The organism is Tunturibacter psychrotolerans, from assembly GCF_040359615.1.
GTDB lineage: Bacteria > Acidobacteriota > Terriglobia > Terriglobales > Acidobacteriaceae > Edaphobacter > Edaphobacter psychrotolerans.
In genome coordinates, this window is the sequence record NZ_CP132942.1 from 315479 (window position 1) to 341099 (window position 25621).

Here is a 25621-nt window from a genome sequence, read left to right on the forward strand (position 1 = left end):
ATTATATGGGAGCGGCCAGCGGTTAGCGAGTTCGCGCCCCGGTTCAGGTCGGACAAACTCAATCCAACCAACGAATTATGCTGTGCTCGTTTGACGAAGTGCGGATCCAAAGGCATCTTCGCTCTTTATTGATGGAGGCTGTGTCACCGCCTGGCGTAAGCGTCACCGCATCAGCTTTCCAGCTCCGCCGTGATCGTAAACTCCTGTGCCGACCCATCCCAGCGCACTGTCAGGACGTTCGGCTGGCAGCAAACCTGGCAATCCTCGTCGTATTGCTGCTTCGAACCGGCCGATTCATCGACAGTGGTCTCCACCCACTCCCCGCAACCTGCGCACTGAAACCCCGCTGCCTGCATCGCCAACCTCACTGGGTCTTCGTCACTCCCTTGAGATACTTCTCGAACCAGTCCACCGACCGCGTCAACTCATCGACCTGATGCTCCCGCTTGATGAACCCGTGTCCCTCTTCAGGGTAGTACACCGCGTCCACCGTCCGTCCCTCGGTCTTCAGGATCTCCACTACCTGCTCGGCCTCTTCCTTCGGCACGCGAATATCCCGCTCGCCCTGTAGGACCAACAGCGGAGCCTTCTCATCCCGAATGTACTTCAACGGCGAGCTAGCCTCATATACAGACTTATCCTTCACCGGATCGCCCAGCAGCGTCTTCTCATACTCCTGCAGACGTGCGTCCGAGTGGGCCAGCATCGTGTACCAGTTCAGAATCCCAAACTCATCCACCGCCGCTGCCCACAGATCGGGATTCTTACCGATCGCCATCAGCGTCATGAACCCGCCATACGATCCGCCCCAGATGCCTACCTTCTTCACGTCTATGAATCCTGTGGTCTTCAAAAAGTCGACGCCGGCAATCTCATCTTTCAAATCGGCTCCGCCCAGGTCCTTGTAATTCGCCTTTTCGAACTCCATCCCATAACCCGTTGAACCGCGCACATTCGGCGCAATCACCACAAACCCACGTGATACCAGCAGAATCGCACGCGGACTGAAGCTGTCCAGCGTCTGCCCGGTCGGGCCTCCATGCGGCATCACCACCACGGGCGCCGTTCCGTCTCGTTTCACATTGAACGGCACCCACACGAACGCCGAGATCAACTTCCCATCGAAGCTCTTGTAGGTCACCAACTGCGAGGAAGGCAGCGCAGCTGAGGCCAGCACCTGGCTCTCGTTATGCGTCACCAGCGTCACGGCGCCGCCTGCGCTCAACAGATAGAGATTCGGCGCATGCGTCGAGTCCTGATGCGAAAACAAATAACTTCCGTCCTCACGAAACGCACTCGGGTCGGCACCGGGAATATTCAACCCGGCCGGTATGCCGCGGTCACTCGCCTTGAGCGTCTTCACATCCACAAAATTGATCGTCGCCCTTCCGTCCGCATTTAAGATGTAGGTAAAAGTGTCGCCCTTCGGGGAAAATCCGCCCGCCTGCGCCTCCCACTGCGTATCGGTCACCCAACGCTTCTTCTTCGACGCAACATCGAGCAGCACAACATTCTCATAACCGCCCTTCTCATTCGAAGTCATCAGCAGCGTCTTCCCATCCGGCGATACCTCTGATGCAAGCATCCGTACTTTCCCCGTGTGTGCCGTCAGGTTCTCCGCCGTCCCACTCTTCACGTCCACGCGGTAGACATCCGCGTCGTCGGTCCCCACCTCCCGTACCGCATACAAATACCGTCCGTCCGAACTCCAATCCACTGCATCCCACGAGGCCTTTGGATCTTTCTCGTGCGTCAACAGCCGTGCCGTGCCTGCCGGCCATTCCATAATTGCGATGTTGGTCGAAGACTCCACCTTCTCTTTGCTTCCAAACGTCAGCCATTTTCCATCTTTCGAGAACAGCGGCCTACTCTCGCTTGTCTTATCGGTGTTGGTCAGATTTCTCGGCTCGCCGCCCTCAACTGAGACCGCATAGAGGTCATACAACTCATCGCCGCCCTTGTCCTGCTCGTACACGATCTCTTTGCCATCCTGGGTAAACGCCGGGCTCGCCTGCCGGTCGTTCGATTTCAGCAGCTGCCGCGCACCGGTCCCATCTGCCTGCATCACCCAAAGATTCAGCCGACCCGAAGAGTTGCTGATGTACCCAATCTGCTTTCCATCGGGCGACCACGTCGCGCCCCCAATCCGCACCGTCTGCAGTAATTCCGCCACCGGCATCGGAGCCGACGTGGCCGCATTCTCTGCTGAGATAACGCTCCTGGGATCCGTCGCCACCCGGTCGCCCGGTCCCGAAGCAAATCCGTTGAGCGAAATCAGCAACAGCAATCCGGGCAAGAGGCAGAGACGTGTCATCGCAAACTCCATATAAGCGGAAGTGAACTCCAGAAACCGACCGCGCCAGACTAGCATGACCCAGATTTCTGTCCGTCGGCGAACTACTTAGGAAGACATTGATCGCCCAACACGCGCGCAAACACGTCGCTGTCCACATTCCCACCGCACAGCACCGTTCCCACACGCGCTCCGCCGCTGGGCCGATCCTGTAACAGAGCGGCCAGGCCAACTGCGCCAGCTCCCTCCGCTACATTATGTGTATCGACGAAGTAGGCCCGCATCGCTTCCTTCACGGCCTCGTCGTCGACCATCACAATGCGATCCAGCCCAGCCTTCAATATCTCCAACGCCGTCGGATCAGGCTGCCGGCACGCAACGCCGTCGGCAATCCTTGTCGCCGACTCGTGCTCCCGCACATGGCCCGCAGCAAACGAGAGCGCATAAGCGGGCGCGTGGCTCGACACCACCCCGATGACTTTCGTCTTCAGCCCTAGCGCATTTCGCGCTGCAATCGCGCCGCATGAGCCCGATCCCATCCCGATAGGTACGTAAAACGTATCCAGTTCTGGACAAGCCGTAAACATCTCCCACGCGTAGGTCGATACACCCTTGACCAGCAACAGATCGAAGCTCGGCACACGATGCCATCCAAACTTCTCCTTGAGGGAAGCCGCGTGCTCGCTCGCCTCCTGAAAGTCGTGTCCGAACTCTACCAGCTCCGCACCGAGGCACCGCATCGCCCGATTCTTCTCCGGACTATTTCCTAACGGCACCACGATCACCACGCGAAGTCCGAGCTGCCTGCCTGCGAACGCCATCGACTGACCGTGGTTTCCGCGCGTCGCGGATACTACTGTCTTCACCTCAGGCCGTTCGCGCCGCAGCCAGTCCATGTAGACCAGCCCACCGCGTACTTTGAACGCGCCCACCGGCGTGTGGTTTTCGTGCTTCACCCAAACCTCAACTGCTCCTGCGATCTTCGAGGCCCGCTCATTCAACAACGGCCAGCTGTACTGCGGCGTAGCCGGCATCGACTGGTAGATCAATTCCGCCGCAACCTCGATCTCTTCGAGCCCAGACAACACCGCCTCATCGGATACCATCGTGCCCCTTTCGGACCTCCACCAGCGTCGAATAAAACGTAGCCCCACCGCCAATATCGGTCAGCGTCTCCGAAGTCAACGCATTCACATTTGCGCCGTTCCCCGAGAGATCCGAACCCAGCTTATTCCAATCCAGTCGCGCTGCCACCACACCTGCAGACACCTGTGCGTTCACCAGAGCCCGCAGCGTAATGCTTCCGCGCCCGTTGAATACCTCCACCTCATCGCCCGTAACAATCTTCCGCGCGGCTGCATCGGTCGCATGCATCTCCAAGACACCAGCGGTTCGCGCCTCCATGCGCTGATGCAGAGGAATGTTTGCAAAGGTCGAGTTCATGTAGTTGTCCGCCTTCCTCGGCAGAAACTCCAGCGGATAGGCCCCTTTTGACGCGTGCGCACGAGATTCAGTCGGTGCAGCAAACACCGGTACTGGCACCAGTTGTCCGCGCCCACTCGGCGTGCGAAACCACTCTGCCGTGCTGAAAGGCAACACCTCGCCCTTCGCATCCACCGGCATCTGCAGTGGAATATGCCCCTCCCGCTCCAGCCGCTCCCGCGTGATCCCCGTAAGCCATGGATGCTCGGTCTCAAGCGCCTGATCGATCATCTCGTCCTCGCGATCGTCAAAGCAGGCCTCTTCAAATCCCACCCGTCGCCCCAGCTCGCCAAACATGGCGACGTTGCTGCGCGCCTCGCCGAGCGGCGCAATCGCCCGGTTGTTCACCTGTGCGAAGAGATGTCCATACGCACCCTGCACATCCTTGACCTCAAGAAACGTTGGCGCCGGCAGCAAGATATCCGCATAGTCGGTTGTGTCGGTAAAGAACTGCTCATGCACGACGGTGAACAAGTCCTCCCGCCGTAACCCGTTCAAGACCGCATTCTGATTTGGAGCCACCGCCCCCGGATTCGAGTTGTAGACGAACAGCGCCTTCACACGCGGCCCATCGCTCTCATGGTCCCCGAGGGTCGTCAGAGCCTGCCCCAACTGACTCATATTCACTACGCGCGCCGCTCTGCCCAGAGGACTGGCCATCATCAACTCCGGCATCTGGAGCGCTTTCTCGTTGAACGGAAACGAACCTGAGGTAGAGAGCAGCAGCCCGCCGCCCTTGTACTTCCAAGCGCCCGTCAGCAGCGGCAGCATGCATACCGCTCGCGCTGCCGTGCCTCCGTTCTCACTTCTCTGAATTCCATAGTTCAACCGAATGGCCGCTGGGCCGCCGACGTTCGAACCGTGGCCAGTGTTTTGGGTCGCGCTTCGCCCCGCTGCGGCGTAGGCCCGGGCCAACCGCACAATTGTTCCAGCATCTATCCCCGTCGCCGTGGCCACATTCTCGGGGGAATATTCGGGCCGCAGCGCATGTGCCCGTAGCTCCTCAAATCCCATTGTGCACGCATCCACATACTCGCGATCCTCCAGACCCATGCTGAGGATCACATGCATCAGCCCCAGCGCCAGCGCCGCATCGGTGCCAGGATTGATGGCGAGATGCTCATCCGCGAGCGCCGCTGTCCGTGTTCTATACGGATCGATGACTACCAGCCGCGCACCCTTTCTTCTCGCCTCTTCAATAAACGGCCAGAGGTGCACGTTATTCCCATGAATGTTCGCGCCCCAGGCGATCACCAAGCCGGCATGCACAAAGTCCTGCGGTACTGTCCCCAGCTTCACTCCGTAGACACGCTTCAGTGCAGTTCCGCCAGCTTCGGCGCAGATCGTTCGTGCCAGCTGCGAGGCCCCGAGCCGATGAAAGAACCTTCGGTCCATCGACCCATATCCCAGTTGTCCGATCGTCCCGGCATAGCTGTAGGGCAGCACGCTCTCAGGCCCAAACTCCGCCGTGATCTTCTTCAACCGCTCCGCAACTTCGTCCAACGCCTGGTCCCATGAGATCTGCTCAAACGCGTCCGCCTCGCGCCCCTGCGGCAGGGGACCTTTGGCCACACCTTTCCTGCGACGCATCGGATGCAGCAGCCGATCCGGCGAATAGACGCGGTCCAGATACTTTGCTACTTTGCCGCACAAAAATCCCCGCGTTACCGGGTGCGATGGATCGCCCTGAACCTTCACCGCTCGCCCGGTCAGCTCATCGACCGTCACCAGCACGCCGCACGAGTCCGGGCAGTCATGCGAACAGACTGCGTGCACCACCTTCATCGCGCTCAAACCTGCGCCCGGACTGGCGGAAACTGTGGTCATGCCGTAATTTTAGCCTTTCTGTCCTGCCGGACGGGCCTCCTGCGCGGAGAGCGGCCACTTCGTGGCGCGTATACCTTGTCGTGGCAAGATAGTCTGCACAGGTCCTCGCGCTGCTCGGGCCGACCGACCGGAAGGACTAAGTCTTTCTATAAGAGAAAACTATGCCCCACCACGTAAGCTCACCAGCCCGCCTCGAAGCCTTCTCCGATGGAGTCATCGCCGTCATCATTACCATCATGGTGCTCGAGATAAAGGTCCCACATGAGAACGGCTTAGCCGGCCTTCACGCCATCCTTCCCACACTCGGCGTCTACGCCCTCTCTTTTGCTTTTACGGGAATCTACTGGATCAATCATCACCACCTCGTCCACCGCACCGAGGAGGCCGACACTAATATCCTTTACGCCAACCTCGTCTTTCTTTTTTTCCTCTCTCTGCTCCCCTTCTTCACCTCCTATCTCTTAGAAAAAGAGATTGACTCGTTTTCGGTCGCCATCTATGCCGCTTCTATGGTGATCACCGGTTTCAGCTTTCTTCTCCTGCGCATCGCCATCGGCAGCCGCCTCAAAAAATCAGGCGCCATCGAGCAAGAGGACATCGCCGCCCAACGCAAACACTACCTCTCCCTCGCGCTCTACCTCGTCGCAATCCCGCTGGCGTTCTACCACTCCTACGTCGCCCTGGGAGTCGTCGCCATGGTGACGATCGTCTGGATCTACCCCACCGCCGCCGTCAAACCCCACGAAGAAACTTTCTCTCCCCGCCCCTAGTTTTGCTACAAAGCTGGCTCACGAAGCATGTCTGCATCGACGCCCTCGGTCCTTCGCCGTTCGGAGCGATCCCGCAGAACCATAAACGGGCGCTCCACCAGCCCATACAACGCCCCTGCAGCCAGCAAACAGGTCACCGCATAAATCACGACTGTCTTCGCATCCCGCGCACCGGCAAGCGACGGAAGATACTTCCGATCCAGATGCGCAACCTCTTTATGCGTCAGATAAAGGCTGAATGCGAGCGTAGCCAGCAGCTCCGCTCCGGGCAAGCGAAACCTGCTCAGCCACCCATCGCTGCTCACGCTTGAAACCACAAGCAAACCCAACCCGGCCGCCAGCAGCGGATAGCCAACCACCGTACCCCAAGCCGCAACCTTCGTAGCATCTGCCATTCCATGATCTCGAAACATCCAGCAGACGAACCCAGTCAGCGCCAACCCCAGGATAAGAGCCGCATGTCCTCTACGGGTCATCCAGCCCCACCAACCTGGCCTGAACAGCCGCACCAACGCCAGCGTCACGCCCACAACCAGGCCGTCAAGTCGTGAGTAAGTCGGATAGTAGAGATATTTGTAGTAAAACGTGCCGAAGTCGTCGGACACTCCGCGGCCGCTCCATCCCGACGGCGCAATCAACGAAAACAATTCGTAGCCGCGAAAGCAGATCCCGAATAGAACAACAGCTCCGATCACAAGCACCGTCTTCCGCAGCGATGGTCTTCGCATCAACAAGATCACCAACAGCGGGAGAACCAGATAAAAGTGCTCTTCCACGCACAGCGACCAGACATGCGAAAAAGCATGATGGCTAAAGTCGACGAAGAACAGATTGACTGTAAACGTCAAAAACTGCCACAACGGCGGCAGCACCGGAGACTCCCGCCATGTGGGGAATACAAGGTAAAACCACAAGACAACGAGATACGCCGGCAGAATCCGGTACGCTCTCCGCCGGTAGAACTGCCGCACCGAAGGTCTCTCTCCGTGGGCGTACGGCCTCAACAACTGCGTCCCGATTAGATATCCGCTCAGCACAAAGAACAGGTCGACCCCAATCCAGCCAAACTGAGCGGCAGCGGTCATCTTCTCAGGAAGAAACGATTCCAAGTGATACAGCATCACAGCCACAATCGCGATTGCTCGCAACGTGTCCAGACCAGGCAATCGCGCTGAGTTCGATCGTGTCATCAACACCCTTGTCAAAACAATAACCGGCAATCCTCGTTCGGTCCCGATACAGATCGACGACTCACCGGAAGAGTGCTCGAACAGTTACCGTAATGAGGCTTGTGAAGCCGAATCTTTCACTGACATGGTCTACTATCAATCCAACCTGACAAGGCGTCCTGTTAAGCAAACATACGAAGCAGCGCCCAACCAGACAGCTTCCTCTTCGAGGTTTTCTATGCCACTGCGTTCCTCTCTTCGCCTTGCTGCCGTCTTGCTCGTCCTCCTTGCGCCGGTCACCCTTCCCGCGCAAACGCCAGACCCTCTCCACACCGCCACGCGCCAGGAGCTCGACGTCATCAAAGTCCTCCTCGCCCAGGAGGCTGCATGGAACAAAGGCGACCTCACCGCCTTCGCGAGTGGTTACAAAGACTCCCCCGACACTCTCTTCATTGGTCACCAGGTCTCCCGCGGCTACGCCGGCATGGTTGACCAGTACAAGCGCGACTACCCGACACGCGCCGCCATGGGAACCCTCTCCTTCACCGATCTCGAAGTCCACCCTCTCGATGAAAACTTTGCCGTCTGCATCGGCAAATACCACCTCGACCGGGGCAAAAAAGATGGTGGGAACGCTGGAGGCATCTTCTCCCTGGTTCTAGAAAAGACCACCGACGGCTGGAAGATCATCGTCGACCACACCACCAGCTAAGGATCCCGACTCAACTCTGCAATCAGTCCCTCAAGCCCCGCCCGCACCTTAGGCGTCATCGCCTCAAACAAAAATCCAGCTCCTCGCGTCCTCACCATCCTGCTGGTTCCATCACATTTCAGCACACGGTCGTGCGCCCGAAATACAATCTCCACTGGTGTTCCGGGAGCCAGTCGCAGCCGAGCTTCTGTCTCGATGTAGCATCCACCCGCGCTCACATCCAGCACCCGCCCGCGAAACAGCATCGTTCCATCCTTCACCATCACCTCGGCCCAGGCATCCACGGCATAGCGCGTATGCTCTCGCCTATCGACGATCCCCTCGACCGCCACGCCTCGCCGCTCCTCCTGCCCCTCCGACTCCCGGCCCTCGAACTCGTCCACGCCCGCCTCCCAGATCTCGCCCCTCCCGCACGGTGAGGACGACTGATCCAGTCATCGGCACAAGTCCCGAAAGCATCACAACTTTCAGACCAACGCCAAACCCGGCGTTTCGCTAGACACCCTAATTTTTTACAAGTCAATCCCATCCAGCAATCCAACCCCACGCTCTCCACCGTAACTCTAATCAGCTTGTTGGCTGTGGACCAAGAGCAACAACGGAGGCAACCGATGCAATGCACAAAATGCCACCACGGCAAACTCACAAGAACCAGGCGTGGGGGTTTCTTCGAGAACAAACTCTTCCCCTTCTTCGGCTACTTCCCCTGGATCTGTTTTGAATGCAAGAGCCGTATCCTTCTCAAGGCGCGAGGCGAACAAGTTCGCACGACGGGCAACGAAATGTTTACCACCAACCCATCCTCACGAAAAGACGGCCTTCACCATGTACAGTGAAGGCCGTCCGTCTTGTAAACCGGTTCCCGGATTTCTGCGGGTCTGAAAATCTTCAGACCGTCATGATCTCTTTTTCCTTCGCCTTGAAAAGCTCCTCAATCCGCTTGATCTCCACGTCGGTCAACTGCTGAACCTCTTCGTTCGCCCGCTTCTCATCGTCGGCCGAGATCAGCTTGTCCTTCGCCGCCTTCTTGATCTGATCATTGCCATCGCGGCGGATATTGCGGATCGCCGTCTTATGATCCTCGAGCGTCTTATTCAACTGCTTCACCACATCCTTGCGCCGCTCCTCGGTCATCGGCGGCACAGGCACGCGAATCACCTTCCCATCCGTCATCGGATTCAGTCCCGTCCCCGACGTACGAATCGCCTTCTCGATCGCCGACACCATCCCCGCATCGTAGGGCTGCACCAGGATCAGCGTAGGCTCGGGCGTCGACACCTGGCCCATCTGGGCCACAGGTGTATCCGTGCCGTAGTAGTCCACCTTGATCTGGTCGAGCATATGCACGTTCGCCCGCCCGGTCCGCGCCGACAGCAGATGCCCGCGAAAATCCTCTACGGAACTCTCCATCCGCGACTTCAACTGCTGATGGGTTCCCTTCAACGCCTCAATCCCTGCCATTGCTGATGCCATACGTTCTCCTCTGCTGCACTCGATATTTTACAGAGACGTAACCAACCGTGCGAGGCGGGCCAACAAAAACTGCCGCGCGGCTCGATATCCGGGATTTCCATAATCACGATTCCGACGCCACAAGCGTAGATATCTAACTCTCTTTTTCACCAGTCTCGACAGGCCCTAACCCTAGCCCGCGATTCGGTTTCTTCTTCTTCGCCGGATAAACCTTCGCGGCCGCGGGAGGGGCCAGCGCATCCTTCACGAGCACCTCGATCCCCCGCCAGTACTTCACATCCCCGGGCAACGCACTGGGTACGGCCTGCCGCATCCGGCAGTACCAGAGCGACCACTCCAGTTCCTTCGAGTTCTTATTCTTGATCGCGGCTTCAATCCGCGTCACTTCAGAGAAAGACGGCATACCTCTTTATCTTATAGATCTGCAGGCGACCCCATGGTCCGCAGCCGCCGGCAAGCCTCCGCCAGATCCTTATCTTTCTTCGCGAAACAAAACCGCAGCAGATCCTCCCCCTTGCCCGGCCTGAAAAAAGCCGACCCCGCCACCGCAGCTACTCCGGTCTTCGCCAAAAGCGCCCTCGCTTTGTCAGCCGCCGTCGCGCCCGGCAGGCCTGCCGCAGAAGCCAGCACATAGTAAGCGCCATCTGGCACATGCGGCCTCATTCCCGCTTCCCGCAGCGCGTCCACGATCATGGTGCGCTTCACCTCGTGCTCCAACGCCAGCCCGGTATAAAAATCGTCTCCAAGTTGCTCCACCCCATCCGCCACGCCGTGCTGCATTGGCGCAGGTGCGCACACGTACGTCAGGTCATGAAAGTACCCAATCGACCCCAGCCATCGCGCATCTGCAATTAGGTATCCCACTCTCCATCCTGTCACCGAAAACGTCTTTGAAAAACCCGACATCAAGATCGTCCGCTCCCGCATCCCCGGAATCGACGCCGGGCTCAGATGTGTTGCTCCTCCATAAACGAAGTGCTCATAGATCTCATCGGTAAACAAGAACAGATCGAACTCCTCCGCAATCTTCGCCAAACCCTCGAGTTCCACCCGCGTAAACACTTTCCCCGAGGGATTTGAAGGCGTATTGATCACCATCCCCCGCGTCCTGGGTGTAATCGCAGCCCGCACCGCCTTCAGATCGAGCCCCCAGTCTGGTGCGGCCAATGGCACCGCGACCGCCGCCACCCGCAACGAGCTCAGCGTATTCACGTGATACCCGTAGAACGGCTCGAACACCAGCACCTCATCGCCCGGATTCAGGAGGGCCATCGCCGCGGCCTGAAACGCGCCCGTCACTCCGCTGGTCACCAGCACCTCGCGTTCCGGATCGACCACAATCCCCAGCGTTCGCTCCACCTTTCCCGCAATCGCCTTTCTCAGCCGCGGAATCCCATCCAGGCGCGTATAGATATTGAACCCATCTCGAATCGCCCGAATCGCCCCTTCGGACACGACTTCCGGCACCTCCGTATCGCAAACGCCTTGTGCCAGGTTTACTCCACCCATCGCATCGCACGCCACGCTCATCGCGCGGATCTCCGACTGCACCAACCGCGGCGCCAACTCACTCAGTGCCAATCTCGATGAAACCTCAACCTGTCCCATAACACGATCCCCCTTGAACCAAACCCAGCCCAGCGTGCAATCATCTTACGTCCAGACAATATAGAAAGGGCACAATTACCCGAGACTCGTGCAACCGACAGCCACTAATCACAAAGATCTGCCGTATCTAGTGCCCCGCCCCAACCACTTCCACCAATCCATCCTCCGATACCACTTCAGCCTTCGTCCCCGTCCGGGTCAGATTCTTTGTCCTATCCGACCAATGGAACCGAGTCAGCTCCGACTTTCCCTGCTCGTACTCATACGTTGTCCCATCGTCGCGATACAGCTCAAACTCCCCATCCGCACCTGGATAGACCTTCACCTTCGCGAGCCTCTGCCGCTCATTTGTACTCTCCACCGCTTCACCTAGCGGAAGAATCGACGCCGCCTTCACAAACAGCGGAATCACATCAATCGGCGCAGCCACCATCACCGTCTGCCCGCCGTGCATCCGCTCATTCGTCCAGAAGTTATACCAATCCGTCCCAGCCGGCAGATATACCTCGCGTGAAGTGACGCCTTGCTCCACCACCGGAGCGACCAATAGCGATGGCCCAAACATATATTCATCGCCAACATCGACCACCTTCGGATCATCGCCAAAGTCCATAAACAATCCACGCATAAACGGCGCGCCATTCTCGTGCGTTCCGTGCGCGAGCGAGTAGATGTATGGCATAAGCTCATATCTCAACTTGAGATACTTCTCGAGAATCGGCTCAGCCTGCCTCCCATACGACCACACCTCATTCTGTGGCCGGCTGCCATGGCTCCGAAAGTTCGGTTGAAACGCCCCATACTCAAACCACCGCACATACAGCTCCGGATAGTCGTCATAGCCGCCCACATTTGCACGCGCATCCGAAGGATCGATCAACGGCGTCCGCTCAGGCTTGTGCACCGCCGGCAGATACTACCACCCGCCAATGTCCGTGCTCCAGTAGGGCATTCCCTACGCTACGAAGTTAATCCCCGTCGGGACCTGCCGCTTCAACGTATCCCAATTCGCATTGATATCCGAAGACCAGAAGACCGCCCCATTATGCTGCGCCCCGAGATAAGAATCACGAGCCAGATCAAAGCCCGCGTCTTCAAATCCCTTCTGAACCCGTCATAAAACGCCACAGTATGAAACAGCGGAAACACATTGAAGTACTACGTCCCCGGCCCGATATGCCAATAGCTCCCATTCGGCGGCAGGTCCGGCTCCGTCTCATCCGCCCAGAACGAATCGAACCCCTTCGCAACATAGTTCTCCTTCACAATTCCCCAGAACCACCTCGCCGCCTCAGGATTCGTCGAATCAATATCCGACCCCGCGCGATCGTACGGCAGCCCATTTGTCGGCGTCCCATCTGCCAATGCCTCGAACCACCCATTCGTCAAAACCGTCTTGTAGTAACGGCTCTCGGGCACAAACCGCGTCCAGACGCTGATCATCGTATGAAAGTTCATCGCGTGCAGTTGCTTGTTCATCGAGACGGGGTCAGGCCAACGCGCCGGATCCATATCCATCTCACCGATCTTCGTGTAGTGAAACCAGTCGATCACGAGGTCGTCAATTGGCAGATGGCGTCCACGATACCCTCGCGCCACCGCCATCAACTCCTCCTGGCTCGTATACCTCTGCTTGCACTGGATGTACCCATACGCCGATTTCGGCCAGCATCGGCACATCTCCCGTCAGCAGCCGATATCCTGCGTAAATCTCGTCATACGTCTTACCTGCAATCACGAAGAACGAAACCCTCTGGCCCACATTCGACGTCCATCGCGTCACATCATTAAACCCACGACACCGTCGTGGCCGAAGGATTATCCCAAACGATTCCATATCCTCTATTTGTAACTATGAAAGGAACACATACGCTCTGCCCCGCTGGAGCGTTGCAGTCGTGCGCACAACGAACCACATGTCCCCGCCGATCGAGATACCCTTCCTGATTTTGTCCCAGGCCGTAGTAGTGCTCGTCCTTCGGCGAAGCAAACGTAGCCCCTACCTGAAAGAAGGGCGCATCCGTAGGCCGCCGGTCAAACAAAATATCCGCGTTTCCATCCTTATGGTTCGGCACCGACATCTGCCATCCCTGCATCTCCCGCAATGACTCCCCCTCCGGTGTCCTGATCGAAATTCCCACTCCCGGCGTAGATCCATTAAAAAACCTGGCAATATCTGCCCGCGTCCCCTTCACCCCCGGCCACCGACTCAGGCCCACGCCTACCCGCGGGCGCAACCGTCACCACCATGCGCGAAGACCGCAGCACATCAATGCAGCGAACCGATCTCACGGCTCGTAGTCCCCAGAACACGCATGCAAGCATCTCCTTTGTGCACTCATCGACAAGTTATTGGCGCGCACGCTCATCTTAACCCTTCTGCTCTTGCTGATTTAGGCAATGAGAATCTCCACGAAGCAACCGCAGGCGCGGAAAGAAAGGTCAGTCTCGCTAAAGCTAAAATGAAGCTCCATGGAGACTACTCTTTTGGTGCGCTCGCTTTTGCTTGTCGCTCGAACAGCGGCCACCGGCCTTCTGACTCCCGCACTCTACGCAACAACAACGGAAGAGCAAGCGGTTCTTGCGCCCGTCCAAGCGATGTTTGAAGGCATGGCCACGCGCAACGCCGCGGCGATTAAAGAACCTCTCCTGCACGACGGAACTATGGTGGTAATGCGAAATGGAACTTTGACTCAGATAACCTTCGAAGCTTTCGCAGATCGGGTGCAAACGTCGGGAAAGACACACATTGAGGAGAGAATCCATGATCCACTGATCCGAATCGATAATGACGTCGCAATGGTGTGGGCACCGTTCGTATTTCTGATAGACGGCAAGGTAGATCACTGCGGAACGGATTTATTCAACCTCGTCCGCAAGGATGGAAAGTGGCTGATTGCGAGTCTCACAGCAGATGTCGGACGAAAGGATTGTCCAACGAAGTAGCCGCCCAACTCCACACCGCATCCCGCTGCGTCTGCAGATTCATCGAGAGGACGGGACCGAGTGAGCAGAAGATTGTCATCTGGCGAAGAAGTCCGCGATCTAATCGCTTCTTTTCAGCTCGCTCGCGGACTTCTGAATCACAACATGATTTTGCGTTGGCACAAATCATCGTTGTTCAGCACTTGAAAGAGAGACAGGACGCTAAAAGCTAATCTTTAGAATCTGGCCGTTGTTGCCGACAAACCATCCAGCTTCCGGATTCGCAAATGCGACTCCCCAGTAACCGCTTACGTCTGGAAGCTTGTACCAGGTTTGGCCTTCATCGGGAGTCCAGGCGGCTGCCCCGGAGTTGAAGTTCGGCTGAGTTTCTGTCGTGATCACCACGCTCCGATCGTGTTTGTGCCCGACGTCGTCGCGATGCCACCAATCATCGTAGGGCTCAACACCGCGCACGTACGCGAGACAGAAGATCGCTCCTGGAATGGGGGGCTTGGTGGTTAGAGTCCATTTTTGCCCGCCATCACTCGAGGTTGCGGCCTGAGTTGCATTGTCATTGGTCAAGTCGCCGCCGCCCACTATGCCATGCCATGCATCGCGGAAGGCCACCGAGAGGCCGCCCGCATTGGGGTTGCTCACGAGCGGTGTGTCGTAGGCATTCCAGGTATAGCCGCCATCCCGTGTCGCCAGGATCCGTGCAATGCTGGAGCCGCCGGTAGTAATCCAGGCGTTTTGAAATCCTTGTGTCGTAATGCAGGTTCCGCTGGACGAGAACGAAGCTTCGCCTGCCAAGGCAGCCGGCATACTGGGGGCGATCGAGTGCCAGGTTGTGCCATTGTCGGTGCGAATGTCGGGAAATACTCCGTTGACCGAATCACTGTGCGCGATGCCACGATCCGGCGACCAGAACGCGAAGCAGTCATAGAAGGCGTTCGTGGTCTTATTCGTAAACTGAATCGTCCAGTGCGCGCCAGCGTCTTCCGTCTTGTAGATGCGAAAATCGCCGGTGTTGTCCCCGATCGACATCAGATAAGCGACTCGATCGCTTACGCCCTGCACATCGCGGAATTGCAGACTTTCGGCTCCCGGCACGACACCTGATCTCCAGGTCGCACCGCCATTGGTCGTAACCACATACGTACCACCGGTTCCAGCTGCCCAAACTACGCGGGAGTTCACCGGACTGACGGCGATCAGAAGCTGCGTCGTGCCACTATGCTGTGGAGTGAGGGTGGGTTGATGACCTTTCCATGCATCTTGTGCGTACCCGCCAGAAGCGGCAGCGGCAATCAAGAGAATGAGCGGCAGCGAGCGCTTTAACATAGAATTCCTCCTTGGATCGGCTATAGAGCGTGAAGAAGTATAGGAACGCCGCCAAAGCCGCGTCAAATCACGGACCTACTTTCTTATCAAGAATTCATCAGCCGGGACGAATTCGCGCTCATGACCGACCTTCCGCGGTGCTCCGGCTGTTGCGGCAACTGGGGCTATTCCGTCAGCAGCGAAGCTGCATCCACCTGGTCGCGGTCGATGGAGCCCCGCTCTGTCGCTGTATGGCTGATCTAGTGCGCTGTACAGTCTATTGTTAGCCTATGTTTGAGTGAGAATGGATCATGCCCGATACAGCCCGGAAAACCGCAGAAGACCAACGCCTTACTGAAAACAAAGATCGCACGAAAAATTGGCAGCGATGGGGTACCTATCTGCCGGAGCGGCAGTGGGGCACTGTTCGGGAGGACTACTCCTTTAACGGTGACGTATGGAATTCGTTCCCGTATGAGATGGCGCAGTTCAGGGCCTTCCGCTGGGGTGAGGACGGCCTGCTCGGATGGACAGATCGGCAGTGTCGTTTATGCTTCAGCACGGTGCTCTGGAATGGGCAAGACCGAACCCTGAAGGAGCGGCTCTTCGGCCTCGGCAACAACGAAGGCAATCACGGCGAAGACGTGAAAGAGCAGTTCTATTATCTGGATGCAGTTCCGACGCATAGCTACTGCAAGGCGCTATACAAGTATCCGCAGAGTGCATTTCCCTACGATCAACTTCGTGAAGAAAACAAACGGCGTGGCTACGACATGCCCGAGTATGAATTGCTGGATACAGGCATCTTCGACAACAACCGCTACTTCGACATCTTCATTGAGTACGCCAAGTCCGACGTGGAAGATATGCTAATACGGATCACGGCGCACAATCGCGGACCGGAGGCGGCGCCGCTCACGATCATGCCGCAGCTTACGCTTCGCAACAATTGGTCGTGGAAGAATCTGGAGGCAACGGGGAAGACAAAGCCTGTCATCTCGCAGACCGGCTCCTTCCAAGTAAAAGCGGAGCATAAAATTTTGGGGACATATCGTTTTGAACCTTTGAATGGAAACACGTTGTTGCCAGAGCGTCTTCTCTTTACCGAAAACGATAGCAACATGCGCCGTCTGGACCCAAACTACAACGGCCCAGACCATTTCAGCAAAGACGGCTTCAATCGCTACATTGTTCACGGGGACCAGAGCGCGGTGAAGGAGGGCAGCGGCACAAAGAGCACGCTGCTATACCGATGCGTTCTGGAGCCTGGCACGAGCCAAACGCTTTACCTCCGTCTCGTACGCCTCGATCGTGAGACGCCACTTCAGGACAAAACCGAGAACTCCGCTTACATTGAACCATCAGCGATCGAGATCGCGCAGGCAGAAGTCCTATTCGCAACACGCAAGTCTGAGGCAGATGCCTTCTACGCGCAACGGATCCCAAAGGAAGTTACAGCAGAGGAACGTAACGTCTCACGACAAGCCTACGCTGGCCTGCTTTGGTGCAAGCAGTTTTATTACTTCATCGCTGAGCGATGGATGAGCGGTGACCCCACACAGATTGCACCACCACCGGAGCGGATGAAGAAGTCGGAAGACTGGCGTCACCTCTTCTGCCGAGACATTCTTTCGATGCCCGATAAGTGGGAGTACCCCTGGTTCGCAGCGTGGGACACGGCGTTCCACATGATTCCCATGGCGAGTATCGATCCGGAGTTTGCGAAGGATCAACTTCTCCTCCTGCTGCGCGAGTGGTACATGCACCCCAATGGGCAGATGCCCGCGTATGAATTCGCCTTTGGCGACGTCAATCCGCCCGTTCACGGATGGGCTGTATTGCATGTTTATCGTTTAGGCGCAGATGAGAACGGCGTCGGCGATCTCGACTTCCTGGAGCGCGCCTTCCAGAAGCTCATGCTGAACTTTACGTGGTGGGTGAACCGCAACGATGAAAAGGGCCGGAACCTCTTCGGTGGCGGTTTCTTAGGACTCGACAATATCGGTGTCTTCGATCGTTCCGTCGCTCTCCCGGACGGCGTAAACCTGCATCAGGCTGACGGCACCGCGTGGATGGGCCTGTACTGCGCGGTCATGCTGCAGATCGCACTCGAGCTTGCCCATCATCGCTCAAAGGCCTACGAAGATATCGCCAGCAAGTTTTTTGAGCACTATATCGCTGTTATCGACGCCATCAACTCTGTCGGGGGCTCCGGTCTGTGGGACGAAGACGAGGGGTTCTATTTCGACAAGTTAGATCACGACGATGGCCGCAGCATATCGCTGAAAGTGCGTTCTATGGTTGGTATCGCCCCACTCTTCGCCGTTTGCATTATGAAGCGCGACACGATAGCGGGATTGAAAGATTTCGAGAAACGCAAGAAGTGGTTCTTAACTAATAAGGAGGAACTCTCGCAGTACGTCAGTACAGCCAAGTGCGCCAACGAACGAATCGATGGATCGCAATGGATTGCCATTGCACCTCGCCATCGATTTCAACGTATTCTGCAACGAGTTCTCGATGAGTCAGAGTTTCTTTCCCCTCATGGCATACGCGCCCTGTCGCGACATCATCATGAAAATCCGTTCGAAGTAGAGCTCGCCGGCCAGCGCCTCAGAGTTCGTTACACGCCTGCGGAGGGAGACAGCGGCATGTTCGGCGGCAATAGTAACTGGCGCGGCCCCGTATGGTTCCCTATGAACATGCTTTTGATCAATGCGTTGCAGCGTTATTCGCTGGTATATGGAGATGATTTCAGGCTCGAATACCCCACGGGCAGCGGCCAACAACGGCCCCTCATCGAGATTGCCGAGGACATCGCACGGCGTCTGGTGAATCTCTTTCTCCCCGGACAGGATGGCCACCGACCCAGCCATGGCAGGGAAGGACGTTACGCTACCGACCCGTATTGGAAAGACCTGATCATATTCAGTGAGTACTTCGATGGCGATACGGGGCGCGGTCTCGGCGCCTCACATCAGACGGGCTGGACCGCACTAGCTGCGACGCTCATTCAAGCCCTCTACAAAGCTCGCGAGACACGTGACCGCGCGCAGTAGGGCTATGGCTGCCAGCCTCCGCCCAATGCCTGATACAGCTGAACGTAGTTTTGCATCTCAGTATTCCAGGCAGCAGCCAACGCCAACTCCGAAGTGAAAAACTGCTGTTGAGTAACAAGCACTTCAAGGAAGCTCGTCACTCCACCTGAAAAACGTACGTTCGCAAGACGCGCAGTCTCCTGGTAGGTGTTCGTCTGCTCTTCGATTTTCATACGAAAAAGTCGCGCCTGGTTATATCCAACCAGACTGTTGGCTACATCGCCAAAGGCGTTCAGCGCCGTCTGTTTATAGGTCAATTCCGACTCATTGCGCTGTGCCCAGGCGAGTTTGTAAGCACTCGTGATCGCGCCGCCGGCATATAACGGCTGCAGTACCTCTCCACCCAGCGACCACACCGTCGCTGGCCCTTGGAGGAAGCTGGTCAGCGCAGTGCTTGCCGCTCCAAACTGACCCGTCAAAGATATCTGTGGGAAGTAGGCCGCCTTGGCCACACCCACGTTTGCATTCGCCGCGACCAGGAGTTCTTCACTCTGCCTGACATCGGGCCGACGTTCAAGCAGGGCCGAAGGAAGCCCGGTCGGAACAGTGGCCAGATGCGGTTGATCGACCAGGGCCATGCCACGAGCGATCGGTCCTGGGTTGCGCCCCAGAAGAATGCTGATCTGGTTTTCAGTTTGAGCGATCGATTGTTGGGCACTGATCACCTGAGCCTGGGCCTGTTGCAACAGCAGGTCAGCTTGATACACATCGGTGATTGCGCTGTCGCCACCCGTGTATTTGACGGTGTTAATCAGTACGATGTCGTTGTCAGCGGCAACGTTTCTCTGCGAAAAATCCAATTGATCGTCAAATTGCCGTAGCGCGAAGTAGGAGATTGCTATGTTAGAGATCAAGGTTGTCTGGACGACATCGCGGCCATAGGTGGTTGCGAGCAACTGTGCGCGAGCGCCTTCCGTGGCGCGGCGATATTTCCCCCAGAAGTCCACGATGTAATTGAGCGAGATGCCCAGCGAATCCACGGTTGGCCCATTGAGGGCGAAAGCGTTGCGCTGATAATCCACGCCTCCTGAGCCAGAGACATTGGGCAACTGGTTGGCACGCGTTATTCCCACCACTGCCTGCGCCTGAAGAATGCGGGAGGCAGCAATCAGCATGTCGTAGTTGTTGATCAGGGCTTCCCTGATGAGTGCTCGCAGCGTTTCGTCCTGGAAGACCGTCTCCCATTGCATCTCCGCAAATGGCTGCGCAGTAGGTTGGCCGGGCAGGTCAGGCGCGACGCCTCGGTATTGATCCGGCGTCACCACCATCGGGCGCTTATAGTTTGGCCCTACCTTGCAACCGTTCAACAGAAGTGCCGATGCCAGGACGGCCGCGAATTTTCTCGTGCCGATCATGTGATAGGCCCCTTCGAAGCAGACTCTGCCTTGATCTCCGGTTCCTTCTTCTTGCCGAAGAGATTGCCGAAGCGTTCAACCACATCGAAGCTAACGGGGATAAAGAAAATCGCAAGCAGTGAAGCCGCCAGCATGCCGCCAATGACCACCGTACCAAGTACCTGCCTCGAGATAGCGCCTGCGCCCGAAGCTCGCCACAAGGGAACGCATCCAAGAATAAAGGCAAACGCAGTCATCAAAATCGGTCGAAGCCTCAGCTTTGCGCCGGAGAGCGCAGCATCGATCAACGATTTGCCACCCTCGTATTCCGCCTTGGCAAACTCGACGATGAGAATAGCGTTCTTGGCAGACAACCCTATGAGCATCACGAGACCGATCTGCGCATAAACGTTATTGTCGAGCCGTCGCAGGTAGAGTGCGGCAAAAGCGCCAAAGACTGCGATGGGAACGCCGAGCAAAACGCTCAGCGGAAGCGTCCAGCTCTCATACTGCGCAGCCATAATTAGAAACACAATAAAGAAGGAGAGCCCAAAGACCACAATCGGTTTGACTCCCTGTGCGGCCTTAACCTCTTGGTACGACATGCCGAGATAATCGAAGCCCATCTCATTGGGCATCGTCTTCTTGAATACATCTTGCAGCGCTGCAATCGCCTCAGACGAACTATATCCGGGGGCAGCAGAACCGTTGATCTGAACGCATTGAAACTGGTTGTACTTCATAACGAACTCTGGCCCGCTCCGTGGACCATTTCCCGTCAACGTACTCAACGGCACCATCTGTCCGGTGGCGTTAGTCACATAAAATTTGCCAAGGTTATCTACTGAAGTTCGATAGTTGCTCTCTGCCTGTACGTAGACCTGCCACTGTCGGCCGAATCGGTTGAAGTAGTTCACCAGCGATCCGCCCATAAACGTCTGCAGAGTCTGGTAAACGTTCGCCAGACTTACCTGTTGAGTCAGCACCTTCTCCTGGTCGACGGTAATTCCCACCTGCGGCACGCCGAACAATGCAGTCGTCATCACTCCAGCTAGTTCCGGGCGTTTGCGCGCCTCCGCCATAAACACTCCCGTGTTTTTCTCCAGGAATTCTATTGGGCTGCCAGATCGATCTTCGAGAACAAACGTGAAGCCACCTGATGTTCCGACGCCCGGAATGGCCGGGGGCGGGAAAGCGAAAGCGATCCCCGCTGTCACTCTGGAGAGCGCACCCATCAAGTGTCGCTTGATTCCGGCGTAGCTCTCTTCCGGAGTTTTGCGCTCCTCCCAATCCTTGAAAGAGACAAAGAAGAATGAGCTGTACGTGGTATTCACGCCGCTCAGCATGCTGTAGCCGATCACCGAGCTGACATACTTCACGCCCGGCGTCTCCATCATGATCTTTTCGACGACCTTCGACGCGTTTGAGGTACGTTCGAGTGACGATGCGTTCGGCAGCTGCAAACCGCCAAACATATAACCCTGATCTTCATCAGGGAGAAAGCCCCCCGGCGTCTTGTTTCCGAAATATCCGGCACCGACTACAAACACCAGCAACAGCAGAAAAGCGAACCCCGCTTTGTGGATGAGATGTCTGCAAGCGCCAACGTATCCATCCGTCACTCTGCCGAAGATGCGATTGAAGCCACGAAAGAAAGCTCCCAGCGGACCACGAGATTCTTTTTTTGGTCGCAGCAGCATGGCCGAAAGGGCTGGACTCAGTGTCAACGCATTAAACGCCGAGAATGCGACGGACACCGCGATGGTCACGGCAAACTGTTGATAGAGTCGTCCGGTGATTCCCGGAATGAACGCAGTCGGCACAAACACGGCGCTCAATATCAAAGCAATCGCGACTACAGGCCCGCCTACCTCTTCCATCGCCTTGATGGTCGCGTCGTGCGGAGTCATACCGGCTTCGATGTGATGTTCTACAGCTTCGACAACGACAATCGCATCATCGACCACCAGCCCGATCGCAAGCACAAGTCCGAACAGTGAAAGCGTGTTGATAGAAAAACCCAGCAGCGGAAAGATCATAAACGTTCCGATAAGCGATACCGGAACCGCCAGCAGTGGAATCAGCGTAGCTCTCCATCCCTGCAGGAAGATATAGACCACGATGATGACGAGTGCGAGTGCTTCGAAGAGCGTGTGTTCAATCTCCTTGATCCCGGCAGTGACTGAAAGCGTCGTGTCGAGTGCCACCACATAATCGAGATCCTGAGGAAAGCGCGTCTTCGATTCCAACATCAACGCCCGAACTCCGGCAGCAGTCGCAACCGCGTTTGCCCCTGGAGCCTGATAGATCGCGATCAGCGCAGCGGGCTTGCCGTTCAATCGGCCAATCATATTGTAGTTCTGCGCTCCCAACTCCACTCGCGCTACATCCCTCAAGCGCAGTATGCCTTCGCCCGATCTCGCCCGCACGATGATCTGACCAAACTCCTCCGCCGAAGGGAGACGACCGGGAGCCCGCACCGTGTAGGTGAACTGTTGTCCCGGCGGAGCAGGATTACCGCCGATCTGGCCTGCGGGGTTCACGTTGTTCTGCGCTTGAATCGCGCTGATAATCTCCGGAACCGTAATCTTCAGGCTCGCCAGTTTATCCGGATCAACCCAGCATCGCATCGCGTACTGACCAGCGCCAAACACTGATACCGAAGCGACGCCCGGCACCCTCGTCAGTGCATCGTTCAAATTGATCGTGGCGTAGTTCGCCAGAAAGATATTGTCGTAACTGTTGTTGGGGGAGCTGAGATCGATCAGCATCAACGGCGCCGCAGTCGACTTCTGAACTGTGATGCCTTGATTCAGCACAGCGCTTGGCAACTGCGAGTTCGCCTGCGAAGCACGCATTTGGGTCAGGATCTGATCGGTGCTTGCGACGGTATCGATGTTGAAGTCCACCGTCAACGACATCTGCCCGTTGCTGGCGTTCAGCGAATACATGTAGTTCATGTTGTCGACGCCAGACATCTGTTGTTCGATCGGCGTCGCCACAGATTGCGCGACAGTCTGGGCATCCGCGCCCGTATAGTTGCCGATGACCTGGATCTGCGGATCGGCAATGTTCGGAAACTGGGAGGTGGGTAGGCTCAACATCGACACAACGCCCGCGAGGACCATCAGTATCGAGATAACAATCGCAACGATCGGCCTATTGATAAAAAACTTCGACATAGTCAGTTGCCCTCGGGCACGGACGCAACGACATATGGTTTGGCACTGACTGGTGTACCTTCCCGCACCTTCATGAAGCCCTGAACGATGACCTTTTCTCCAGGCTTCAACCCCTCCGTGATAATCCAGTTCGTCCCGACGCGATCGCCCACTTTGACCGGTCGAAACATCGCCTTGTTCTCCGGACTGACGACGACAACTTGATACATCGATTGCACTTCGATAACAGCCGCCTGCGGAACCAGCAGCGCATCTTTGGTCATTCCGGTTTCGATGCGCACGTTGCCGAAGCCGCCGGGCCGAAGTATGCCATCCTTGTTCGGAAAGTCCGCTGCAATCTGAATCGTGCCCGTCTGCGATGCAATCTCCCGACTGACAAGCATGATCTTGCCCTTCGCCGGAAAGGCGATTCCATTTGCCTGGATGAACTCAACCGGAAAGGACGGTCTTTGTGCTCTGTCACCTCTTACGGCCTGCGAGATCGACCGCGCTCTGGCAAGATAGTCGCTCTCACTGATGTTGAAGTATGCCCGGATGGGATTGATATCCGAGACGGTTGTCATCTTAGTTGTAGTTCCCACAAGGTCGCCGACGTTCGCGTTGGAAGTACCAGCCAAGCCGTTGATGGGGGACAACACCTTCGTCCAAGACAGGTTTAACTCCGCCTGAGCCATACTCGCCTGCGCAGCGTTCACCTGGGCTACGTTGGCCGCGAGTGTGGAGATATCCGTATCCAGCTGCTTCTGCGGTATTGCGTGTTGCTCAGCAAGTGGACGATCCCGCGTGACATTATTTTCCGCCTCAGTCCGCTGCGCCACAGCAACCGCCACCTGCGCTTTAGCTTCGTCAAGCGCCGCAATAAAAGGGCGAGGATCGATCTCGTACAGCAATTGACCTTTGTGAACGAAGAACCCCTCGGTATAGGCGCGCTTCAACAGGTATCCCTGCACCTTCGGGGTGATATCCGCATTTACCTGGCCGTTCAGCTGCGCTACCCACACCTGATAGGTGGGAACATTCTGTTGCACTACATTGGTGACTTCAACCGCCGGGGGCATTGGAGGTGGTGCAACTTCCTTCTTCTCGCAACCGACGCTCCCAAACAGCAGGATCAGACCCGCAACGATCGCAGCAACATCAGCGCTGAGCTTCGGCTCATCCGGCAAGTAACGTACACCCAGCTTGTCCACCCTGAAGTAAAGGAGACTCCGAACCTTAGGTCGTGCGTACATTCTGTTCCCCCGCCAGATATCTGGAGCCATCTCACTGTTGAGGTACGTGCTTCTGCCTTATATCTCGCCGCTCCAAAAACTCGCTCGTGAGAGTGCATCCTGTAGCGGTTACACATTAGTCCCGAAATTGAGGAGCCCCAGCTGACCGCTTCTCGTTCTTCGAGGAACAGCGGCGTAAGCAATTGTGATTAGGAAGAACGGCAAAGTGGGAAACCGGGAGTTCGTTTCTGCGCCACAGCCCTTACTCCTGGATATCAAAATTTGCCGCCAGCTCGAAGTTTTCCTTATTTGAAGATGGCCATGATAGCACCATAACCATACCTTGGAGGTTATTTTTTCGCTCCTTGGCGTGAGGGGCGTCAGACGTTCCGAGACTCCAACTGTCCGAGGAGCCCCGGTCACTTGCCGAACTCGCGGATCCGATCTGTAGCCGATCGCGACGCGCCGCGGGACGCTGAACCCCGCCTACGTGGCGGAGACGAAGTAGGCAGCAGGAGAGGCGTTTGCTGTACCCATGAGCGTTGGAGGTGACGCCATATCAACTTCCGGATTCAAAAACTGGACAAGAGAAAATCTCTAACAGATGCCAGCACCTTCTCCCGCATCGCAGGCTCGGGTAGCATGCGAGCGATTTCTATGGCCCCTACCATCGTTGAAAAAATCACAAAGAAAGCACGTTCTTTTTCCGCAGCTCGCCTGCCTGGCATAAAAGGAACCAATCGATCCTTGTAGTTCACCAGCTGGGGAAAGATCTGCCCCCTCATCTTCTTGCCGACCCGCGTCAATTCGGGGGCAAGTGCCGGCAGCGGACAACCGCGCTCAGGGTGATCGCTGAAATCCAGGCTAAGATAGGCCCTCACAATCGCCTTCCACGCGGCTTCACGGGGCGACTGTTCGGCCACTCGGACCAGGGTGTCGCCGATATCGCGGAAAGCCTCGCTCAGCGACTCAAGGAGCAGATCGTCTTTGCTCTCGAAGTGTTTGTAAAAGCCTCCGTGGGTTAGACCAGTGTCGCGCATCACCGCTGCAACCGCCGCCCCATTCAGGCCCTCGGCGCGCACGCGTCTCGAGGCGTCTTCGACGATCTTCTGATGGACTTCCGCTTTGTGTTCGGGCCGGTAACGCACGATTCATCATAGGATGCCCGAGATCATCCCACGATGCAACCGGCGCAGTCAGCGAAAGAATCTGAATCT

The 25621-nt window shown here is 56.8% G+C and carries 21 protein-coding genes and 1 pseudogene; 4 read left to right on the forward strand and 18 right to left on the reverse strand.

The genetic code is table 11. The features are described 5' to 3' along the window. Window positions 1-170 precede the first annotated feature (170 nt). The 4 genes from RBB77_RS01185 to RBB77_RS01200 form a co-directional block, all read right to left on the reverse strand. On the reverse strand, window positions 171-368 hold the full coding sequence (locus tag RBB77_RS01185; RefSeq protein ID WP_434557092.1) for a CPXCG motif-containing cysteine-rich protein: 198 nt from the start codon (window positions 366-368) through the stop codon (window positions 171-173). After that, window positions 365-2314: a S9 family peptidase gene (locus tag RBB77_RS01190; protein WP_353064358.1), complete on the reverse strand. Its 1950-nt coding sequence runs from the start codon at window positions 2312-2314 to the stop codon at window positions 365-367. Before RBB77_RS01190 ends, RBB77_RS01185 begins: the two co-directional genes overlap by 4 nt. Window positions 2315-2397: 83 nt before the next feature. Next, window positions 2398-3399 (reverse strand): threonine dehydratase, encoded by a 1002-nt coding sequence (locus tag RBB77_RS01195; protein ID WP_353064359.1) that lies wholly within the window; start codon window positions 3397-3399, stop codon window positions 2398-2400. Further along, complete coding sequence (locus tag RBB77_RS01200) at window positions 3386-5602, reverse strand: molybdopterin-containing oxidoreductase family protein (RefSeq protein WP_353064360.1); 2217 nt, start codon at window positions 5600-5602, stop codon at window positions 3386-3388. The genes RBB77_RS01195 and RBB77_RS01200 overlap by 14 nt, the downstream gene beginning before the upstream one ends. Window positions 5603-5763: 161 nt before the next feature. On the opposite strand from RBB77_RS01200, the gene RBB77_RS01205 reads away from it, so the two are divergent. Next, window positions 5764-6372, forward strand: a complete 609-nt coding sequence (locus tag RBB77_RS01205) for a TMEM175 family protein (protein WP_353064361.1) — start codon at window positions 5764-5766, stop codon at window positions 6370-6372. Window positions 6373-6377: 5 nt separating this feature from the next. On the opposite strand, the gene RBB77_RS01210 is transcribed toward RBB77_RS01205, so the two are convergent. Next, entirely contained in the window at window positions 6378-7562 is a 1185-nt protein-coding gene (locus RBB77_RS01210; RefSeq protein ID WP_353064362.1) for an acyltransferase family protein, read from the reverse strand. A gap of 217 nt (window positions 7563-7779) precedes the next feature. Here RBB77_RS01210 and RBB77_RS01215 point away from each other — a divergent pair, with 217 nt between their 5' ends. Further along, complete coding sequence (locus tag RBB77_RS01215; protein ID WP_353064363.1) at window positions 7780-8253, forward strand: YybH family protein; 474 nt, start codon at window positions 7780-7782, stop codon at window positions 8251-8253. On the opposite strand, the gene RBB77_RS01220 is transcribed toward RBB77_RS01215, so the two are convergent. From RBB77_RS01220 to RBB77_RS01255, 8 genes and pseudogenes are all read right to left on the reverse strand, one after another. After that, window positions 8250-8636 carry a PilZ domain-containing protein gene (locus RBB77_RS01220; protein ID WP_353064364.1) on the reverse strand — a complete coding sequence of 129 codons (387 nt, stop codon included), beginning with the start codon at window positions 8634-8636 and terminating at the stop codon, window positions 8250-8252. The genes RBB77_RS01215 and RBB77_RS01220 overlap by 4 nt on opposite strands. Window positions 8637-9141: 505 nt before the next feature. Continuing rightward, entirely contained in the window at window positions 9142-9726 is a 585-nt protein-coding gene (frr, locus tag RBB77_RS01225) for a ribosome recycling factor (protein WP_353064365.1), read from the reverse strand. Between the two features lie 133 nt (window positions 9727-9859). Beyond that, on the reverse strand, window positions 9860-10129 hold the full coding sequence (locus tag RBB77_RS01230; RefSeq protein WP_353064366.1) for a hypothetical protein: 270 nt from the start codon (window positions 10127-10129) through the stop codon (window positions 9860-9862). Between the two features lie 11 nt (window positions 10130-10140). Then, window positions 10141-11334, reverse strand: coding sequence for a pyridoxal phosphate-dependent aminotransferase (locus RBB77_RS01235; RefSeq protein WP_353064367.1), 1194 nt, complete (start codon window positions 11332-11334; stop codon window positions 10141-10143). Window positions 11335-11461: 127 nt separating this feature from the next. Next, entirely contained in the window at window positions 11462-12016 is a 555-nt protein-coding gene (locus RBB77_RS01240; RefSeq protein WP_353067710.1) for a DUF5110 domain-containing protein, read from the reverse strand. A gap of 39 nt (window positions 12017-12055) precedes the next feature. After that, window positions 12056-12412 (reverse strand): annotated as a pseudogene (locus RBB77_RS01245) (TIM-barrel domain-containing protein); the annotation flags it as partial. Between the two features lie 80 nt (window positions 12413-12492). Then, window positions 12493-12939, reverse strand: a complete 447-nt coding sequence (locus RBB77_RS01250) for a TIM-barrel domain-containing protein (RefSeq protein ID WP_353064368.1) — start codon at window positions 12937-12939, stop codon at window positions 12493-12495. 182 nt (window positions 12940-13121) lie between these two features. Next, window positions 13122-13475: a hypothetical protein gene (locus RBB77_RS01255; RefSeq protein WP_353064369.1), complete on the reverse strand. Its 354-nt coding sequence runs from the start codon at window positions 13473-13475 to the stop codon at window positions 13122-13124. Between the two features lie 331 nt (window positions 13476-13806). Here RBB77_RS01255 and RBB77_RS01260 point away from each other — a divergent pair, with 331 nt between their 5' ends. Beyond that, entirely contained in the window at window positions 13807-14280 is a 474-nt protein-coding gene (locus RBB77_RS01260; protein ID WP_353064370.1) for a nuclear transport factor 2 family protein, read from the forward strand. A 201-nt stretch (window positions 14281-14481) separates the two neighbouring features. Here the strand turns inward: RBB77_RS01260 and RBB77_RS01265 are convergent, their stop codons facing one another. After that, the gene (locus RBB77_RS01265) at window positions 14482-15600 is read right to left on the reverse strand and encodes a hypothetical protein (protein WP_353064371.1); all 1119 of its coding nucleotides are present in this window, start codon (window positions 15598-15600) and stop codon (window positions 14482-14484) included. A 290-nt stretch (window positions 15601-15890) separates the two neighbouring features. On the opposite strand from RBB77_RS01265, the gene RBB77_RS01270 reads away from it, so the two are divergent. After that, on the forward strand, window positions 15891-18638 hold the full coding sequence (locus RBB77_RS01270; RefSeq protein WP_353064372.1) for an MGH1-like glycoside hydrolase domain-containing protein: 2748 nt from the start codon (window positions 15891-15893) through the stop codon (window positions 18636-18638). Window positions 18639-18640: 2 nt separating this feature from the next. Here RBB77_RS01270 and RBB77_RS01275 read toward each other — a convergent pair whose 3' ends face one another. The 4 genes from RBB77_RS01275 to RBB77_RS01290 all read right to left on the reverse strand — a co-directional run bounded on the left by RBB77_RS01275 (window position 18641) and on the right by RBB77_RS01290 (window position 25552). After that, on the reverse strand, window positions 18641-20032 hold the full coding sequence (locus RBB77_RS01275; protein WP_353064373.1) for an efflux transporter outer membrane subunit: 1392 nt from the start codon (window positions 20030-20032) through the stop codon (window positions 18641-18643). Continuing rightward, window positions 20029-23193, reverse strand: coding sequence for an efflux RND transporter permease subunit (locus tag RBB77_RS01280; protein ID WP_353064374.1), 3165 nt, complete (start codon window positions 23191-23193; stop codon window positions 20029-20031). The genes RBB77_RS01275 and RBB77_RS01280 overlap by 4 nt, the downstream gene beginning before the upstream one ends. A 2-nt stretch (window positions 23194-23195) precedes the next feature. Then, the gene (locus RBB77_RS01285) at window positions 23196-24425 is read right to left on the reverse strand and encodes an efflux RND transporter periplasmic adaptor subunit (RefSeq protein WP_353064375.1); all 1230 of its coding nucleotides are present in this window, start codon (window positions 24423-24425) and stop codon (window positions 23196-23198) included. Window positions 24426-24976: 551 nt separating this feature from the next. Beyond that, window positions 24977-25552 (reverse strand): TetR/AcrR family transcriptional regulator, encoded by a 576-nt coding sequence (locus RBB77_RS01290; protein ID WP_353064376.1) that lies wholly within the window; start codon window positions 25550-25552, stop codon window positions 24977-24979. Between the last annotated feature and the right edge of the window lie 69 nt (window positions 25553-25621).

Excerpts from the sequence above, each read along its gene's own strand:
- RBB77_RS01210 (WP_353064362.1), bottom strand. The coding sequence starts at position 7,562 with ATGACACGATCGAACTCAGCGCGATTGCCTGGTCTGGACACGTTGCGA.
- RBB77_RS01205 (WP_353064361.1), top strand. The coding sequence starts at position 5,764 with ATGCCCCACCACGTAAGCTCACCAGCCCGCCTCGAAGCCTTCTCCGAT.
- RBB77_RS01235 (WP_353064367.1), bottom strand. The coding sequence starts at position 11,334 with ATGGGACAGGTTGAGGTTTCATCGAGATTGGCACTGAGTGAGTTGGCG.
- RBB77_RS01195 (WP_353064359.1), bottom strand. The coding sequence starts at position 3,399 with ATGGTATCCGATGAGGCGGTGTTGTCTGGGCTCGAAGAGATCGAGGTT.
- RBB77_RS01275 (WP_353064373.1), bottom strand. The coding sequence starts at position 20,032 with ATGATCGGCACGAGAAAATTCGCGGCCGTCCTGGCATCGGCACTTCTG.
- RBB77_RS01190 (WP_353064358.1), bottom strand. The coding sequence starts at position 2,314 with ATGACACGTCTCTGCCTCTTGCCCGGATTGCTGTTGCTGATTTCGCTC.
- RBB77_RS01285 (WP_353064375.1), bottom strand. The coding sequence starts at position 24,425 with ATGTACGCACGACCTAAGGTTCGGAGTCTCCTTTACTTCAGGGTGGAC.
- RBB77_RS01250 (WP_353064368.1), bottom strand. The coding sequence starts at position 12,939 with ATGGCGGTGGCGCGAGGGTATCGTGGACGCCATCTGCCAATTGACGAC.
- RBB77_RS01230 (WP_353064366.1), bottom strand. The coding sequence starts at position 10,129 with ATGCCGTCTTTCTCTGAAGTGACGCGGATTGAAGCCGCGATCAAGAAT.
- RBB77_RS01215 (WP_353064363.1), top strand. The coding sequence starts at position 7,780 with ATGCCACTGCGTTCCTCTCTTCGCCTTGCTGCCGTCTTGCTCGTCCTC.
- RBB77_RS01265 (WP_353064371.1), bottom strand. The coding sequence starts at position 15,600 with ATGTTAAAGCGCTCGCTGCCGCTCATTCTCTTGATTGCCGCTGCCGCT.
- RBB77_RS01240 (WP_353067710.1), bottom strand. The coding sequence starts at position 12,016 with ATGCCATACATCTACTCGCTCGCGCACGGAACGCACGAGAATGGCGCG.
- RBB77_RS01200 (WP_353064360.1), bottom strand. The coding sequence starts at position 5,602 with ATGACCACAGTTTCCGCCAGTCCGGGCGCAGGTTTGAGCGCGATGAAG.
- RBB77_RS01270 (WP_353064372.1), top strand. The coding sequence starts at position 15,891 with ATGCCCGATACAGCCCGGAAAACCGCAGAAGACCAACGCCTTACTGAA.
- RBB77_RS01280 (WP_353064374.1), bottom strand. The coding sequence starts at position 23,193 with ATGTCGAAGTTTTTTATCAATAGGCCGATCGTTGCGATTGTTATCTCG.
- frr (WP_353064365.1), bottom strand. The coding sequence starts at position 9,726 with ATGGCATCAGCAATGGCAGGGATTGAGGCGTTGAAGGGAACCCATCAG.
- RBB77_RS01260 (WP_353064370.1), top strand. The coding sequence starts at position 13,807 with ATGGAGACTACTCTTTTGGTGCGCTCGCTTTTGCTTGTCGCTCGAACA.